The sequence below is a fragment of the Citrobacter sp. Cs237 genome (assembly GCF_030332325.1).
Taxonomy (GTDB): Bacteria; Pseudomonadota; Gammaproteobacteria; order Enterobacterales; family Enterobacteriaceae; genus Citrobacter_A; species Citrobacter_A sedlakii.
The window spans coordinates 645,694-662,225 of record NZ_JAOWIB010000106.1 but is presented as its reverse complement, the minus strand read 5'-3'; the positions used below and the strand labels follow the sequence as shown (position 1 = coordinate 662,225).

Here is a 16,532-nt window from a genome sequence, read left to right as displayed (position 1 = left end):
GCACAAAGAGCCGCGAATCCCAACTTCCAGCTAATTCTTAATCAGCTTGCTTACGCAGGAAGGCAGGAATATCCAGATAATCCGGCTCTTTCGCGGTCTGCGGCGTATTGTCGTTTACCACTTTTGCGGCTGGCTTCTGCTCCTGGGTCAGCGGCGCCATGCCGTGCTGCTGGTAACGATCCAGTACCGGCTGCTGTACCTGTTTGTTGGTCACCAGCGTGATTTCCGGACGTTTGTCCATACCAATTCCGGTCGCCACGACGGTAACGCGCAGTTCGTCGTTCATATCCGGGTCCAGAGAAGTACCGATAACCACGGTCGCGTTATCCGAAGCAAACGCACGGATGGTGTTCCCCACGGTTTCAAACTCATCCAGACGCAGGTCGAAGCCCGCGGTGATGTTAACCAGCACGCCGCGCGCGCCAGACAGATCGATATCTTCCAGCAGTGGAGAAGAAATCGCCATTTCAGCCGCTTCTTCCGCGCGGTCTTCACCGCTTGCCACGCCGGAGCCCATCATCGCGTAGCCCATTTCGGACATCACCGTGCGCACATCCGCAAAGTCGACGTTCATCAGACCCGGACGGGTGATCAGCTCTGCGATACCCTGCACCGCGCCTTTCAGCACGTCGTTCGCCGCGCCAAACGCGTCAAGCAGAGAAATACCGCGACCCAGCACTTTCAGCAGCTTGTCGTTCGGAATGGTGATCAGCGAGTCCACATGCTTGGACAGCTCAGTGATCCCCTGCTCCGCAAAGGCCATGCGCTTTTTGCCTTCAAAGTTGAAAGGCTTGGTCACCACGGCAACGGTCAGAATGCCTAAATCTTTTGCGACTTCAGCAACCACTGGCGCGGCGCCGGTACCGGTACCGCCGCCCATGCCCGCGGCGATAAACACCATGTCTGCGCCATCCAGCGCGGCACGCAAGGCTTCACGGTCTTCATCCGCAGCGTTGCGCCCCACTTCCGGGTTTGCGCCGGCGCCCAGACCTTTGGTAATTCCGCTACCAATCTGAATGGTCTGGCCAACCGCAGTTTTACGTAACGCTTGCGCGTCAGTGTTCACTGCGAAGAATTCGACACCCTCAATGCGCTCGCGCACCATGTGCTCAACGGCATTACCACCGCCGCCACCGACGCCGATGACTTTAATCACCGCGTCGTTGGTTAATTCCATTGGTTCAAACATAATCTCTCTCTCCGTTGTGCCTGTCGCCTGAGACCGTAATTTTCGCCGGTCTCATAAAAAAATTAAAACTCTTTACGCAGCCAGCTGTTGATACGCTTGATCCACGAGCCGACCGAAGCTGTTACGCGTTTTTCAACTTCAGCTTCACCATTTAAGTGGGACTCTTTCCCGTAGTGAAGCAGCCCCACCGCCGTCGAGTAATACGGCTCCTGAGCGTAATCCGTCAGACCAGTAATATTCAGCGGCGCACCGATACGCACCTGCGTATGGAACACGCGCTGGGCGCAGGCAGCAAGACCTTCGATCTGCGCTGCGCCACCGGTTAACACAATCCCCGCCGCAAGATGATGTTTCACCCCCTGCTGGCGAAGCTGTTCCTGTAATTGCAATATTTCTTCGTTGACCAGGTTGAGCAGCTCGGTGTAGCGCGGCTCAATAACCTCCGCCAGCGTTTGTCGTTGCAGACTGCGCGGCGGACGACCGCCCACGCTCGGCACTTCAACGCTTTCGTCTTTACCGACGATGGAACCCAACGCGCAGCCATGGCGAACTTTGATCGCTTCGGCGTCGCTTGGCGGCGTACCGAAAGCGTAGGCAATGTCGCTGGTGACCACGTTACCTGCATAAGGTATCACCTTGGTATGGCGCAACGCCCCGCCAGTATAAACGGCGATATCCATTGTACCACCCCCGATATCCACGACGCAGACGCCCAGTTCACGTTCATCTTCCGTCAATACGGAATAGCTGGCCGCCAGGCCGGCAAATATCAGTTGGTCAACTTTCAGGCCACAACGTTCAACGGCTTTCACAATGTTTTTTGCCATATCGTTGTGGCAGGTGATCAAATGCACTTTCGCCTGCATTCGCACCCCGGAAAGACCGACAGGATTTTTGATGCCTTCCTGATAGTCAATCGCATATTCCTGCGGAATCACGTGCAGCACACGGTGCTCATCGCGTACGCGCACCGACTTCGCGGTATGCACGACGTTTTCCACGTCTTCCTGCGTCACTTCTTCTTCGGAAATCGGCACCATGCCGATTTCATTCTGACAGCTAATGTGCTTGCCGGAAAGCGCCAGATACACAGAAGAAATCTGGCAATCCGCCATCAGTTCTGCCTGGTCGATAGCGCGCTGTACGCACTTCACTACCGACTCAAGGTCATTAACCCCGCCTTTATCCATACCGCGCGACGGGCAACTGCCCACGCCAATGATATTGACCATACCGTCGGGCAGAACTTCCCCTACTAAAGCGGCAACCTTCGCGGTGCCAATCTCCAGTCCAACTACCAGTTTTCTGTCCGTCGCCTTGATCATTGTTGTTCTGCCTGTGCCTGATTCTGTTGCTGAGTAGATTCCTCAGGCGGTAAGGGCGCCCACCCTACTGCCGCACCTGAGTCATAACGCAAATCAACGTAGCTAATCCGTTTGCCATCGGTTTGCGCCTGCTGCTGTAAAACCGGATAGAGTTCTACAAAGCGAGCCAAACGTTTCATCGTGTCGCCCCTGCCAAGGTTGAGCTTAATATCGTTATTCAGCGTCAACTGCCAGGAACGACGTGCGGTCATCGCCGCTTCCTTCAGAGTAAATCTGTCTTTCGCCAGTATCTGTTCCATCTCGCGATAGCCCTGCAACACTTCACTTGCGCTGCCTTCCGGGCCATACAGCATCGGCAGGACCTGTTTGCTGGTACGTTCTGACGGCACGCTGAAAGCATTTCCTTCGGCGTCCACCATATGCTGATCATTCCAACGCGCTATCGGCACATATTCAACCAGATGAATCTTCAATTCATCGGGCCATTGCTTTCTGACGCTGGCCTGCTTGATCCACGGCAGGCGTTCAATCTGGTTCTGAATGATATTGACATCCTGCGTCATGAAGGTGCCGGGCGCGCCCAGCGCCAGAATTGACTGCCGGATATCATCATTTTTCGTGTAGTGCCGCTCGCCGGTTAACACCAGTTTTGACAGCGGTAAACGCTGCGCGTCTTCCATCCAGCCCAACACCACCCAGCCGCTGACAAACACGGTACACAGCACCGTCAGCAGAAATAAAATTCCTGCAAGACGCGTTCCATTATTGCGACGTGATGAAGACACCTCTTCGTCACTGTTTCGCGTGTTCAGCGCCGCCTGCGACATATCAGTCCGCCAACTCCAGAATACGTACCACTAACTGCGAGAAGCTCATCCCGGCCTGTCGCGCCGCCATCGGCACCAGACTGTGGCTGGTCATACCCGGTGAGGTATTCGCTTCCAGCAGATAAAACTGCCCATCGCTATCCAGCATGGCGTCAATACGCCCCCAACCTTCGCAACCTAACGTTGACCATGCTTTTTGCACTAAAGCGCGCAAATGGGTCTCCTGATCGGATTCCAGACCCGCCGGGCAGAAATATTGTGTCTCATCAGACAGATACTTCGCCTCATAATCATAGAAGGTTCCGGCGGGTTGGATACGTATCGACGGTAAAATTTCTTCACCCAGTATCGCGACGGTAAATTCCGGTCCGCTAAGCCATTTTTCAATCAATACTTCTTCATCATGCTGAAATGCCAGCGCTAAGGCGCTATGTAAACCATCATATTCCGAAACCTTCGACATGCCGACGCTGGAACCTTCGCGGCTGGGCTTCACGATCAGCGGTAAACCGAGCGCAGAAATTTCCGTGACGACCGCCTCGCTGAGGCCTTTCTCAAACTGGGCGCGAGTCAGCGCCACCCATGGCGCAACGGGTAACCCCGCGCCCTGCCACAGCAATTTACTGCGCAATTTATCCATGGAGATGGCAGAAGCCATCACGCCGCTGCCGGTATACGGCAGGCCGATCAACTCCAACAATCCCTGTAACGTACCGTCTTCGCCTCCACGACCGTGCAGCGCGATAAAGACTTTCTGAAACCCCATCGCTTTCAGTTGCGTCACGTCGGTCTCTTTCGGATCGACAGGATGCGCATCCACGCCGCCTTCACGCAGCCCGGCGAGCACCGCCGCGCCGGAATTCAGCGACACGTCACGTTCAGCGGATGTCCCTCCCAGCAGGACCGCGATTTTATCAGCCATGATGCTCGTCCTCCTGAATTTGCGGCTTCAGTTTGATTTCAGCTAAGGAACGCGCGATTTTGCCGATATTTCCCGCACCCTGCACCAGAATTAAATCATTGCCGGTTAAGACCGGCGCCAGCATTTCAGCGACCTGCGCCGGATCGGGAACCAGAATCGGGTCGATCTTACCGCGCCCGCGAATCGTGCGGCACAGCGAACGGCTGTCAGCGCCCGGAATCGGCGTTTCCCCGGCGGCATACACATCCAGCATCAACAGTGCGTCAACCTGAGTCAGCACGTTGGCAAAGTCGTCGTACAGATCGCGGGTACGCGTAAAGCGGTGCGGCTGAAACAGCATCACCAGGTTTTTATCCGGCCAGCCCGCGCGAGCGGCTTTGATAGTCGCGTCCACTTCCGTCGGGTGATGACCGTAATCATCCACCAACATCGCCGTTCCGGCCTTGCCATTTACTGGCTCAAGCGGGAATTCCCCGAGGAAGTCGAAGCGGCGACCGGTGCCCTGGAAACTTTCCAGCGCACGTAAAATAGCGTCGTCGGCAATGCCCTCTTCCGTCGCCACCGCCACGGCAGCCGCGGCGTTCAACGCATTATGACGCCCCGGAGCGTTCAGGGTTACACGCAGCTCAGGCATCCCCTGACGCAGCAACGTAAAATGCCCCTGCGGACCGATCTGCTGATAATCTTCCACGCGAACGTCAGCATCATCGCTAAAGCCGTAAGTCGTGGTCTGACGCCCGACGCGCGGCAACAGCTCGCGGATCACCGGGTCGTCAACGCACATCACCGCACGACCATAAAACGGCAGGTTATGCAGGAAATTAATGAACGTCTGCTTTAAATTTTCGAAGTCGCCATGGTAGGTATCCATATGATCGGCTTCGATGTTAGTGACAATCGCCACCATCGGTTGCAGGTGCAGGAACGATGCGTCGCTCTCATCTGCTTCCGCAATCAGATAACGGCTATGCCCGAGACGCGCATGCACGCCCGCCGCTTTCACCAGACCGCCGTTGACAAAGGTGGGGTCCAGGCCCGCTTCCGCGTATATGCTGGAAACCATCGCGGTGGTGGTCGTTTTGCCGTGCGTCCCGGCAATTGCGATACCATGACGAAAACGCATCAGCTCCGCCAGCATCTCCGCGCGGCGGATCACCGGTATGCGCGCTTCATGCGCCGCCACGATCTCCGGGTTATCGGCGGAGATCGCGCTGGAGACCACCACCACGCTGGCGTCGAGCACGTTTTCCGGACGATGGTTAAAGTAAATCGTCGCTCCCAGGTTGGTAAGCTGCTGCGTCACCGGGTTTGGCGCTAAGTCGGAACCACTGATCTGATAACCTTCGTTAGCCAGAACTTCGGCAATACCGCCCATACCGGCACCACCGATGCCGACAAAGTGAATGTGCCGAACGCGACGCATTTCGGGCACGATGGAACGCAGTTTTGCCAGTTGTTGTGTATTCATTCTTTACGCCATTAACTACTTCAAAAAATTCGTGCAGCGCAACACGCGCTGCGAGGGTTAAGCCCGGGCTGCCAGGCTGACTTCTTTCGCCACCCGTTCAGTGGCATCCGGGATGGCCGTCGCGCGCGCGCGTTGCGCCATCTCCAGTAATACGCCCCGATCCCACCCGGACAGGGTGTTCACAACGGCATCCACGGTAAACTGCGGCTGCTCAAGGATTTTAGCGGCGCCCGCTTTTTCCAGCGGTAGCGCATTCCAGTACTGCTGTCGGTCTTTGTGCTGGAAAGGCACAAACAGCGCGGGTAAACCGGCTGCGGCGATCTCACTGACCGTCAGGGCGCCTGAACGACATACCACCACATCGGCCCATGCGTAAGCGGCGGCCATATCATCTATAAATTCAGTCACTTTATGCTGCGGTTGCCCGGCGCTGGCGTAAGCCTGTTCGACCGTCTGCTGCCCACCTTTTCCGCTTTGATGCCAGATGGTCACGGCATTACCGAGTTTCGCGGCAACCTGCGGCAGCGTTTGATTCAGTACGCGCGCCCCCTGGGAACCACCGACCACCAGTATGCGAATCGGGCCAACACGCCCTGAAAGGCGATCCTGCGGCAGCGGTAACGCCAGCACGTCAGTCCGAACCGGGTTCCCTACCACTTCCGCATTCGGGAACGCGCCCGGGAAAGCCTGCATAACCTTGGTGGCAATTTTCGCCAGCCATTTATTGGTTAGCCCGGCAATGCCGTTTTGTTCGTGCAGCACCACCGGAATACCCAATGACCACGCGGCAAGGCCGCCGGGGCCGGAAACATAGCCGCCCATCCCCAGCACCACGTCAGGCTTAAATGACTTCATGATCGCGCGCGCCTGACGCCACGCATTGAAAATACGCAGCGGCGCGGCCAGCAGCGCGTTGACGCCTTTCCCGCGCAGCCCGGAGATGCGGATGAAATCAATGTCAATTCCGTGCTTTGGAACTAAATCCGCTTCCATACGGTCTGCGGTGCCCAGCCAGCGAACATCCCAGCCCTGAGCCATTAAATGGTGCGCGACCGCCAGCCCCGGGAACACATGTCCGCCGGTACCGCCCGCCATCACCATCAACCGCTTCGCCTGACCCCTCATCGTAAACCTCGTGTAAACGCCTGGGCTTTTTCCAGACGTGTTTCATAATCAATTCGCAGCAACATCATGATTGCCGTCGACATAATCAACAGACTCGAGCCACCGTAGCTGATAAGCGGCAGCGTCAGACCTTTGGTTGGCAGCATCCCCGCCGCGGCCCCCACGTTAACCAGCGCCTGGAAACTAAACCAGATCCCGATAGAGCAAGCCAAAAAGCCGGAAAAGCGGTGGTCAATCTGTAACGCCTTACGGCCAATCGACATCGCGCGAAAAGCGACGAAGAATACCATTAAAAGTGCCAGTACCACACCGATATAACCCAGCTCTTCCCCAATAATGGCGAAGATGAAGTCGGTATGCGCTTCCGGCAAATACTCCAGTTTCTGTACTGAGTTACCCAGCCCTTGTCCCCAAACTTCCCCGCGACCGAACGCCATCAGAGACTGAGTGAGCTGATAACCGCTACCGAATGGGTCTTCCCACGGGTTCCAGAAAGAAGTCACGCGGCGAATACGATACGGTTCTGCGAGGATCAGCAGCACGACCGCCGAAATCCCCATGCCGATGATGGCGATGAACTGCCACAGCTTCGCCCCGGCCAGAAACAGCATCGCCAGCGTGGTGACGAACAGCACCACAACGGTGCCGAGGTCAGGCTGCGCCAGCAGCAAAACCGCCAGTACGAGGATCACGCCCATCGGCTTTAAAAAGCCGCGCAGGTTGTTCCGCACTTCGTCGACCTTGCGCACCAGATAGTTCGCCAGGTAACAGAACAACGACAGCTTGGTGAATTCCGCCGGCTGAATACGCAGCGGCCCGAGCGCAATCCAGCGCGATGCCCCGTTCACCGAGCTGCCGACCACCAGTACGATCAACAGCATGATGATCGAGGCGATCAGCATCGTGGTGCTGTAGCGCTGCCAGAACTCCATCGGCAGGCGTAGCGTGATCATCGCCAGACAAAATGCCAGTAAAATATAGAGCGCGTCACGTTTGGCAAACAGGAACGGATCGCCCGCCAGACGCTGGCCTACCGGCATAGATGCCGAAGTCACCATCACGAAACCGATCGCCGCCAGGCCAAAAGTCAGCCACAGCAGCATACGGTCGTACATCACCAGGCTGTCGGTGTCTTTATCCCGCGAGCCCATCACCCAGCCTTTCAGCGCCGCAAAGATCCAGCCCAGGATGCCAAATCCCGGCAGGCGCGGCAGTCTCAGGCGAGGGAGAGATAAACGCATCAACCTAACTCCTTCGCCAGACGGGTAAAGACATCACCCCGTTGCTCAAAATTCTTAAACTGGTCGAGGCTGGCGCAGGCCGGAGAGAGCAGAACCATATCACCCGACTTCACGCGCGGCGCCAGCAGGCGCATTGCTTCTTCCAGGGTTTCTGTCTGTTCGGCGATCTCCGGACGCAGCGCGGCAAGCTGCGCCCCATCGCGACCAAAGCAGTACAGCCGCACGCGATCGCCGTCGAGGTAGCGCGCAAGCGACGAAAAATCCGCCGACTTGCCGTCGCCGCCCAGCAGCAGATGCAGTGTGCCATCAACGTGCAGCCCGTTCAGCGCCGCCTCGGTACTGCCCACGTTGGTGGCTTTCGAATCGTTGATCCAGCGCACCCCGTTGTGCTCCAATGCCAGCTGGAAGCGATGCGCCAGGCCGGTAAAGGTGGTCAGGGCTTTCAGGCTGCTGGCGCGCGGTAAACCTGCGGCGTCCGCCAGCGCCAGCGCCGCCAGGGCATTGGTATAATTGTGCTGCCCGCTGAGTTTCATCTCTTTCACGTTCAGCACTTTTTCGCCTTTCACCCGCAGCCAGGTTTCGCCCTGCTGGCGGTTAAGGTGGTAGTCACCCATGTTTACGCCGAAGCTGACGCAACGCGCATCGGCGCCGCGCACCGGCATAGTCAGCGCATCGTCAGCATTGACGACGCACACTTTGGCGTTCTCATAGACGCGCAGTTTCGCCGCGCGGTACTGCTGCAGACCAAACGGGTAGCGATCCATATGATCTTCAGTCACGTTGAGGATCGTCGCCGCCACCGCCTGCAGACTGGAGGTGGTTTCCAGTTGGAAACTGGACAATTCCAGAACGTACAGTTCGCGCTCGGCATCCAGCAGCATCAACGCGGGCAGGCCGATATTGCCGCCGACGCCGACGTTTACGCCTGCCGCTTTCGCCATCTCGCCCACCAGCGTGGTGACCGTACTTTTACCGTTCGAGCCGGTAATCGCCACAATCGGCGCCTGCGCTTCACGGCAGAACAGTTCAATATCGCCGACAATTTCCACGCCTGCGTCGGCGGCGGCGCTCAGCGCCGGGTGCGCCAGGGCAATACCAGGGCTGGCGACAATCAGATCCGCCGCCAGCAGCCAGTCTTCATTCAGGCTGCCAATGTGGCGCTCAACCGCTTCGGGTAGTTTATCCAGCCCCGGCGGCGTCGCCCGGGTGTCCATCACGCGAGGAGTCACGCCGCGGGCAAGAAAAAAGTCCACGCAAGAGAGTCCGGTAAGCCCCAGACCGATAATGACGACGTTTTTGCCCTGGTAATCAGCCATGATTAACGTACCTTCAGCGTTGCCAGGCCAATCAGCACCAGCATCAGCGAAATAATCCAGAAGCGCACAATCACGCGCGGTTCCGGCCAGCCTTTCAGTTCATAATGGTGATGAATCGGCGCCATGCGGAAAATACGCTGTCCGCGCAGTTTAAAGGAGCCGACCTGCAGGATCACCGACAGGGTTTCCACGACAAACACGCCGCCCATAATCACCAGCAGGAACTCCTGACGCAGCAGCACAGCAATAATCCCCAGCGCGCCGCCCAGCGCCAGCGAACCGACATCGCCCATAAAGACCTGCGCCGGATAAGTATTGAACCACAGGAAACCTAATCCCGCGCCGACTATCGCCGTACAGACGATTACCAGTTCCCCCGCATGACGCAGATACGGAATATGCAGATAGTTAGCGAAATTCATGTTACCGGTCGCCCACGCCACCAGGGCAAATCCCGCGGCGACGAAGACGGTAGGCATAATGGCTAAGCCATCCAGACCGTCGGTCAGGTTCACCGCATTCCCCGTCCCCACAATCACGAAATACGCCAGCAGGACGTAGAACAGGCCCAACTGCGGCATGACGTCTTTAAAGAACGGCACCACCAGCTCGGTGGCAGGCGTATCTTTTCCGGCGAGATACAGGGCGAAAGCCACACCCAGCGCAATCACCGACATCCAGAAATACTTCCAGCGGGCAATCAGCCCTTTGGTGTCTTTACGCACCACTTTGCGGTAGTCGTCAACAAAACCAATAATGCCGTAGCCAATCAGCACAACCAGTACACACCAGACGTACGGGTTGGACGGATAAGCCCACAGCAGCACGGAAATCACAATCGCCGTCAGGATCATAATGCCGCCCATCGTCGGCGTCCCACGCTTGCTGAAGTGAGATTCCGGACCGTCGTTACGCACGACCTGACCGAAGGAGAGCTTTTGCAAACGGGCAATCATGCGCGGGCCCATCCATAAGGAGATGAACAGCGCGGTCAGCAGGCTGACGATGGCGCGAAACGTCAGATAGGAAAAGACGTTGAAGCCGGAATAATATTTGACCAAATGTTCGGCCAGCCAAACTAACATGTTCCATTCTCCTGTAATGCGCGTACTACCTCTTCCATGGCGGCACTACGTGAACCCTTCACTAAAATGGTAATGATCTGTTGCTCTGCAATCAGCGCCTTCAAACGGGCGATCAGCGCGGATTTGTCCGCGAAATGCTCGCCTGTGCCGCTGGCCTCGCTGATGGCATGGCTCAGTTTTCCTGTACTCAGTACACTGTCGATCCCCGCCGCGCGCGCGGCAGTGCCGACCTGCACATGGCACGCTTCGCTTTCTGCGCCCAGCTCCGCCATATCGCCCACCACCAGTACGCGGTAGCCCGGCATTTCGGCCAGGACCTGTACGGCGGCGGTCATCGATCCGACGTTAGCGTTGTAGGAATCATCCAGCAGCAGCTTGTTTTCTGCCAACTGAACCGGGAACAAACGTCCCGGCACCGCTTTCAGATCCGCGAGGCCGGATTTGATCGCCTCAAGCGGCGCGCCGACAGCCATCGCCAGCGACGCTGCCGCCAGCGCATTGGCGATGTTGTGACGCCCCGGCAGCGGCAACAGCACATCAATGCCCCCCACCGGCGTCTGGAGGGTGAACTCCGTACCGTGCGAGGTCACATGGATGTTGGTCGCGGTAAAATCGCTGTTGGCGGCATTCGGGGAAAAGCGCCAGACTTTACGGTCGCCAATCACGCTTTGCCAGTTCAGCCAGTCGTTGTTATCGGCGTTCATAATGGCAATGCCGTTTTCCGGCAGGCCGGTATAGATTTCGCCTTTCGCCTTCGCCACGCCCGCCAGAGAGCCGAAGCCTTCAAGATGCGCGGCTGCCAGATTATTCACCAGCGCCGCTTCTGGTCGCGTCAGGCTGACGGTCCACGCAATTTCGCCCTGGTGATTGGCGCCTAATTCAATAACGGCAAAGTCATATTCTTCGGTTAACCGCAGCAGCGTCATCGGTACGCCGATATCATTATTAAGATTGCCTGCGGTGTATAAGGTTTTGCCACACTGGCTCAGAATAGCGGCGGTCATCTCTTTGACGGAGGTTTTGCCGGAGGAACCGGTCAGCGCGACTACGCGAGCCGGTACCTGCGCGCGAACCCATGCGGCCAGTTCGCCAAACGCCAGACGGGTGTCCTGAACGATAAGCTGCGGCAAGTCACAGTCCAGCGGACGGCTGACCAGCAGCGCCCCCGCTCTGCCCTCTTTCGCCTGGGCGGCAAAATCATGGGCGTCAAAGCGTTCGCCTTTCAGCGCCACAAACAGGCAGCCCGGCGTCAGTTTGCGGGTATCGGTGGTCACGGCGTCGAGGGTCAGATCGTCCCCTTTCAGTTTGCCGTTAAGGATGCCGGCAAGTTGACTGAGCGTTACGCTAATCATGCGATAACCCCCAGCAGCCGCGCTGCGGTTACGCGGTCAGAATAGTCGAGACGCTGCGTGCCGATGATTTGGTAATCTTCATGACCTTTACCCGCTACCAGCACCACGTCGTTTTCTTTCGCCTGCATAATGGCGTTCGTGACCGCCTCGGCGCGGCCTTCCATTACCCGGGCGTGTCCGGCATCGAGCATTCCCGCCAGAATGTCATCGATAATAGCGCGCGGTTCTTCGGTACGTGGATTGTCGTCGGTAACGACAACCACATCGGCAAACTCTTCCGCGATCGCCCCCATCAGCGGACGCTTACCTTTGTCGCGATCGCCGCCACAGCCAAAGACGCACCAGAGCTGACCGGTACAGTGCAGACGCGCCGCCTGTAACGCTTTTTCCAGCGCATCCGGGGTGTGGGCGTAGTCAACCACCACGGTGGTTTTACCCGGCGCGCTGAACACTTCCATGCGACCGCAAACCGGCTGCAAACGCGCGGCGGTTTTCAGCAGTTCGCTCAGTGGATAGCCCAGCGCCAGCAGCGTCGCCAGCGCCAACAGCAGATTACTGACATTAAAGGCGCCCATCAGACGGCTTTCGATTTCGCCTTCACCCCAGCTTGAAGCAAAGCGAATCGTCGCGCCGCTATCGTGATAGTTCACGTCGACTGCCTTCAGCCAACGGCCATGGCAGTTCGGGTTGATGTGGTCCTCCATCGAGACGGCAACCGCGTCCGGCAGATTTGCCAGCCAGCGGCGACCCACTTCGTCATCCGCGTTGATAATGGCCTGACCATAATGATGCGTGGAGAAAAGCAGCCATTTTGCCGCTTCGTACTGTTCCATGTCACCGTGATAGTCCAGGTGATCGCGGCTGAGATTGGTAAAGACGCTCGCGGCGAATTTCAGCGCCGCCACGCGATGCTGAACCAGACCGTGCGAAGAGACTTCCATTGCGCCAAAGGTGGCGCCTTCATCGACCAGTCCCGCCAGGACATGCTGCACATCTACCGCCGACCCGGTGGTATTTTCAGTCGGGATCACTTTCCCCAGCAGGCCATTGCCGACGGTGCCCATCACCGCGCTGGTTTCGCCCAACAGTTGGCTCCACTGCGCCAGCAATTGCGTGGTGGTGGTTTTACCGTTGGTGCCGGTCACGCCAACCAGACGCATGTTTTCAGAGGGTTCGTGATAAAAGCGACCAGCCAGTGCAGATAAACGTTCGTTCAGTTGGCTCAGATAGATGACCGGTACGCCGTGCATTTCACGAACTTCGCCGTCGGTCGCCTCTTCTTTCGCTTCTGCAATAATGGCAGCCACACCTTGCGCTATCGCCTGCGGGATATATCGACGCCCGTCCGCCTGATGACCTTTCACTGCCACAAAGAGATCGCCCGAAGCAGCCACGCGGCTGTCGAGTGTCATCTCTCGCAGTTCTCTCGCAGGTAAACCTGGTACCCACGGAGCAAGAAGGTCGCGCAAATTACGATCTGCCACCTGTTCCCTCGCCTTGATTAATTACGAATTCACTTTTTTCGCCCGTGGCCAGCGCATCCGGCTCGATGTTCATGGTGCGCAGTACGCCGCCCATGATGGCACCAAAGACCGGCGCGGACACGGCGCCGCCGTAGTATTTACCCGCCTGCGGATCGTTGATAACAACAACCAGCGCAAAGCGCGGCTGACTCGCAGGCGCAACGCCCGCGGTATAAGCAATGTATTTGTTGATGTAGCGGCCATCCGGTCCGACTTTTTTCGCCGTCCCGGTTTTAATCGCGATGCGATAACCTTTAATTGCCGCTTTCACGCCGCCACCGCCCGGCAGGGCCACGCTTTCCATCATATGTACGACGGTGCGCACGATGGATTCCGGGAAGATGCGTTCTCCCGGAACAGGGGGATCAACTTTGGTGATCGACAGCGGACGGTAAACCCCGTAGCTGCCGATGGTTGCGTAGACTCGCGCTAACTGTAACGGCGTTACCATTAGCCCGTAGCCGAAAGAGAAGGTGGCCCTCTCTATGTCAGACCACCGTTGTTTTTGAGGATATAAGCCACTGCGTTCTCCGACCAACCCCAAATTGGTCGCTTTTCCCAGCCCAAAACGTGAGTAAGTGTCTACTAACGCTGAGGACGGCATCGCTAACGCCAGCTTAGAAACACCGACGTTACTCGACTTCTGTAGAACCCCGGTCAGGGTCAATTCGCTGTAGCGCGCCACGTCTTTGATTTCGTGACCGTTAATTCGATAGGGAATGGTGTTGAGCACCGTGTTCTCGTTGACGATACCCCGCTGGAGCGCCGTCATGACCACCATCGGTTTGACGGTGGAACCCGGTTCAAAAACGTCGGTAATGGTCCGGTTACGCATCGCGTCTTTCGGCGTACCGCTGAGGTTGTTCGGGTTGTAGGACGGGCTGTTAGCCATCGCCAGGACTTCGCCGGTGTTTACATCCACCAACACCGCGCTGCCGGATTCCGCTTTGTTAAACGCCACCGCGTTGTTCAGCTCGCGATAAACCAGCGCCTGCAGGCGCTCATCAATACTCAGCGCCAGGTTGTGCGCCGCCTGGCTGTCGGTGGAGGAGATATCCTCAATCACGCGGCCATAGCGGTCTTTACGCACCACACGTTCGCCAGGCTGGCCGGTCAGCCATTTGTCGAAGCTTTTTTCGACGCCTTCGATACCCTGGCTGTCAACGTTGGTGAACCCGATGAGGTGAGCGGTCACTTCGCCGGAAGGGTAGTAGCGACGTGATTCTTCACGCAAATGAATGCCCGGTAGCTTCAGCTTTTTGATGTAGTCGGCCATATCCGGGTTGAGCTGACGCGCCAGATAGATAAAGCGCCCTTTCGGGTTGGCGTTAATGCGGGCAGCCAGCTGATCGAGCGGGATATTAAGCGCGGTGGAGAGCGCTTTCCAGCGATCCCCGACGCTGACGCCACCCGCGTCATGCACTTCTTTCGGGTCCGCCCAAATCGCTTTCACCGGCACGCTGACCGCCAGCGGACGCCCGGAGCGGTCAGTGATCATACCGCGGGAAGTGGCGACTTCCTGGACGCGCAGCGAACGCATGTCGCCCTGACGCACCAGCATATCCGGGGCGATAATCTGCAACCAGGCCACGCGGCCCAGCAGAAAACCCAGCGCCAATAAAATGCAGCCGCAAAGCAACGCAAAACGCCAACTGATAAAGTTGGTTTGTTCTTCCTGGCGTTTCGCTTTTATACGCGTCATGCTTCAAGCTGCCTCTGCGTTGGCTGCGCACACGTCTCCTGGTCGCTTACGTGTGTAAGCGCCTGGAGATTCATGTGCTTGCTGCCTTGATGCATCATGAATGCTTTTGCGTAGCGTGTTTCCTGCATTGCTTTCATGCGTCGCGCTGTTCCTTATTTTTGGACTACGATATTTTCTTGTGAGGGATCAACATGCTGCATTTGCAGCTTTTCCGTTGCGATCCGTTCCACCCGGCTATGGTCGCCGAGCGCGTTTTCTTCAAGGATCAGGTTGCGCCATTCAATATCCAGCGCATCACGCTCCAGAACCAGTTGTTCACGCTGCGCGGTCAGTAACCGCGTATGGTGAGCGGTCGTTACCACCGTCACCGCCGTCACAATGATGCAAATGAACAGGCAGAGTGGCAGCTTCCCGAATCGCAAAAGATCGTCACCGATCACGCCAGGCAAGGCATGGCGCTCGTTGCTTCCTATCGATCCCTTCACTTTGCTAAGGGCTTCTGTCACTCTGCTGATCATGCGTTCGTCCTCTCTGCAATGCGCAGAACTGAACTACGGGCACGAGGATTTTCTGCGACCTCTTTTTCACCCGGCATCAACTTGCCTAACGCTCTTAACTCACGGCCGCCCAGTTTACTGAGCTGCGCTTCCGTCATCGGGATCCCGGCGGGCACTTTCGGACCGCGGCTTTGCTCGCGCATAAAGCGTTTCACAATGCGATCTTCCAGCGAGTGGAAGCTGATGACAGAAAGCCGCCCACCCGGGGCCAGCACGCTGAGCGAGCTTTTTAGCGCCTGCTCTATCTCCTCCAGTTCACTGTTTACCCAGATGCGCACCGCCTGGAAGGTACGGGTCGCGGGATGTTTGAATTTGTCCTTCACCGGTGTTGCCGCCGCGACCACCTCCGCCAGCTCTTTGGTACGGGTCATCGGCTGCTCGCGGTTACGTTCAACGATGGCGCGAGCGATGCGCTTCGCAAAACGCTCTTCGCCAAAGGTTTTCAGTACCCAGGCAATATCCGCTTCTTCCGCGGTTTGCAGCCACTCGGCGGCGGACTGGCCGCGCGTCGGGTCCATCCGCATGTCCAGCGGGCCGTCGCGCATAAAGGAAAAGCCACGTTCAGCATCGTCGAGCTGCGGTGAAGAGACGCCAAGATCGAGAAGAATCCCGTCGATCTTGCCGGTAAGATCGCGCTCGCCGACATAGTCAGCCAGCGCCGAAAAAGGTCCATGAATGATGGAGAAGCGCGGATCATTGATGGTTTGCGCAACGGCGATCGCCTGCGGATCGCGATCGATTGCCAGCAAGCGCCCTTCTTCGCCAAGCTGCGAGAGAATGAGGCGCGAGTGGCCACCGCGACCAAATGTCCCATCAATGTAGATGCCATCTGGACGAATGTTCAGGCCGTTGACGGCCTCGTCGAGCAGCACCGTGGTGTGTTTAAAGTTTTCCATCATC

14 protein-coding genes are annotated in these 16,532 nt (G+C 57.4%); all 14 read right to left on the bottom strand.

Going from position 1 to position 16,532, the window contains the following annotated elements; all coding sequences use genetic code 11:
* Window positions 1-37: 37 nt before the first annotated feature.
* Window positions 38-1,189 carry a cell division protein FtsZ gene (ftsZ, locus tag OGY07_RS16515; protein ID WP_042290043.1) on the bottom strand — a complete coding sequence of 384 codons (1,152 nt, stop codon included), beginning with the start codon at window positions 1,187-1,189 and terminating at the stop codon, window positions 38-40.
* 62 nt (window positions 1,190-1,251) lie between these two features.
* Window positions 1,252-2,514, bottom strand: coding sequence for a cell division protein FtsA (gene ftsA / locus OGY07_RS16510; protein WP_042290046.1), 1,263 nt, complete (start codon window positions 2,512-2,514; stop codon window positions 1,252-1,254).
* Window positions 2,511-3,341, bottom strand: coding sequence for a cell division protein FtsQ (gene ftsQ, locus OGY07_RS16505; protein ID WP_286601758.1), 831 nt, complete (start codon window positions 3,339-3,341; stop codon window positions 2,511-2,513). Before ftsQ ends, ftsA begins: the two co-directional genes overlap by 4 nt.
* A gap of 1 nt (window position 3,342) precedes the next feature.
* Window positions 3,343-4,263 carry a D-alanine--D-alanine ligase gene (locus OGY07_RS16500; RefSeq protein WP_060570728.1) on the bottom strand — a complete coding sequence of 307 codons (921 nt, stop codon included), beginning with the start codon at window positions 4,261-4,263 and terminating at the stop codon, window positions 3,343-3,345.
* Window positions 4,256-5,731: a UDP-N-acetylmuramate--L-alanine ligase gene (murC, locus tag OGY07_RS16495; RefSeq protein WP_042290051.1), complete on the bottom strand. Its 1,476-nt coding sequence runs from the start codon at window positions 5,729-5,731 to the stop codon at window positions 4,256-4,258. The genes OGY07_RS16500 and murC overlap by 8 nt, the downstream gene beginning before the upstream one ends.
* A 57-nt stretch (window positions 5,732-5,788) precedes the next feature.
* A complete protein-coding gene (murG, locus tag OGY07_RS16490; protein WP_286601753.1) occupies window positions 5,789-6,856 on the bottom strand; it encodes an undecaprenyldiphospho-muramoylpentapeptide beta-N-acetylglucosaminyltransferase in 1,068 nt (355 codons plus the stop codon).
* Entirely contained in the window at window positions 6,853-8,097 is a 1,245-nt protein-coding gene (gene ftsW / locus OGY07_RS16485) for a cell division protein FtsW (RefSeq protein ID WP_042290057.1), read from the bottom strand. Before ftsW ends, murG begins: the two co-directional genes overlap by 4 nt.
* Window positions 8,097-9,413 (bottom strand): UDP-N-acetylmuramoyl-L-alanine--D-glutamate ligase, encoded by a 1,317-nt coding sequence (gene murD / locus OGY07_RS16480; RefSeq protein ID WP_200034930.1) that lies wholly within the window; start codon window positions 9,411-9,413, stop codon window positions 8,097-8,099. The genes ftsW and murD overlap by 1 nt, the downstream gene beginning before the upstream one ends.
* A 2-nt stretch (window positions 9,414-9,415) precedes the next feature.
* Window positions 9,416-10,498 (bottom strand): phospho-N-acetylmuramoyl-pentapeptide-transferase, encoded by a 1,083-nt coding sequence (gene mraY / locus OGY07_RS16475; RefSeq protein WP_012904478.1) that lies wholly within the window; start codon window positions 10,496-10,498, stop codon window positions 9,416-9,418.
* Window positions 10,492-11,850 (bottom strand): UDP-N-acetylmuramoyl-tripeptide--D-alanyl-D-alanine ligase, encoded by a 1,359-nt coding sequence (gene murF, locus OGY07_RS16470; protein WP_286601749.1) that lies wholly within the window; start codon window positions 11,848-11,850, stop codon window positions 10,492-10,494. The genes mraY and murF overlap by 7 nt, the downstream gene beginning before the upstream one ends.
* Complete coding sequence (gene murE / locus OGY07_RS16465; RefSeq protein WP_042290063.1) at window positions 11,847-13,334, bottom strand: UDP-N-acetylmuramoyl-L-alanyl-D-glutamate--2,6-diaminopimelate ligase; 1,488 nt, start codon at window positions 13,332-13,334, stop codon at window positions 11,847-11,849. The genes murF and murE overlap by 4 nt, the downstream gene beginning before the upstream one ends.
* Window positions 13,321-15,075, bottom strand: a complete 1,755-nt coding sequence (gene ftsI / locus OGY07_RS16460) for a peptidoglycan glycosyltransferase FtsI (protein ID WP_042290065.1) — start codon at window positions 15,073-15,075, stop codon at window positions 13,321-13,323. Before ftsI ends, murE begins: the two co-directional genes overlap by 14 nt.
* A gap of 152 nt (window positions 15,076-15,227) precedes the next feature.
* Window positions 15,228-15,593, bottom strand: coding sequence for a cell division protein FtsL (gene ftsL / locus OGY07_RS16455; protein WP_012904474.1), 366 nt, complete (start codon window positions 15,591-15,593; stop codon window positions 15,228-15,230).
* A complete protein-coding gene (rsmH, locus tag OGY07_RS16450; RefSeq protein WP_042290070.1) occupies window positions 15,590-16,531 on the bottom strand; it encodes a 16S rRNA (cytosine(1402)-N(4))-methyltransferase RsmH in 942 nt (313 codons plus the stop codon). Before rsmH ends, ftsL begins: the two co-directional genes overlap by 4 nt.
* Between the last annotated feature and the right edge of the window lies 1 nt (window position 16,532).